Raw genomic sequence first — 718 nt, 5'->3', positions numbered from 1 at the left:
AACTGAAGCCTTGCCGATGGGACAAGTAAAAGGACAAGTGAGCCACGCGCCAGCAACGAAAACCCTATCTAAACTCAAAAGTGTTCTTTGTTACGACGGTTACATGACACCTGTTAACCCAAATAACCAACACCTTTGCATTGGTGCCAGTTACGATCGCAGTCATTTAGACTATGAGTTTGATGAAAACGCACAACGAGATAACGTAGAAAAGTTGGTCAAATGCATTCCAAATCAGGAATGGACCAAAGAAGTGGATACATCGGGCAATTTGTCACGCCAAGGTATTCGTTGCGTGAGTCGAGACCATCTGCCGTTTGTTGGGAACGTGGGTGATTTCGAAACAATCAAAACGCAATATGCAGATTTGCAAAATAAACCAGAAGAAGAGGTTGAAGCGATTCACCAATTCCCTAACCTTTTCTGCTTCTTAGGTTTAGGCTCTCGAGGTCTAAGCTCTGCGCCTCTGTTGGCAGAAGTGTTGGCCTCGCAAATCTGTGGGGACCCGCTGCCACTCCCTGTCGATGTGCTGACAGAACTTCACCCAAGCCGTATGTGGGTACGCAAATTACGCAAAGGCAAAGCGATTACCGAGCTTTAAATCGGCACCAAGCAGACAACTACATGGATATTAAGTAGATAACGAATAAGAGATTCCCAAGCCCGCGAAATCACGCATCGGGAATCTCTTTTTTAATGGCGTATTACTTGAGCAACG

Annotated in this window: 1 protein-coding gene; it reads left to right on the top strand. The window is 45.7% G+C overall.

Going from position 1 to position 718, the window contains the following annotated elements:
- The coding region (mnmC, locus tag R7190_RS27390; RefSeq protein WP_318137870.1) for an FAD-dependent 5-carboxymethylaminomethyl-2-thiouridine(34) oxidoreductase MnmC at positions 1-601 on the top strand (601 nt) is incomplete at its 5' end.
- Positions 602-718: the final 117 nt, after the last annotated feature.

Source organism: Vibrio sp. 1078-1 (assembly GCF_033340475.1).
The sequence above is the reverse complement of the archived record's forward strand: the minus strand, read 5'-3'. Positions and strand labels throughout refer to the sequence as shown.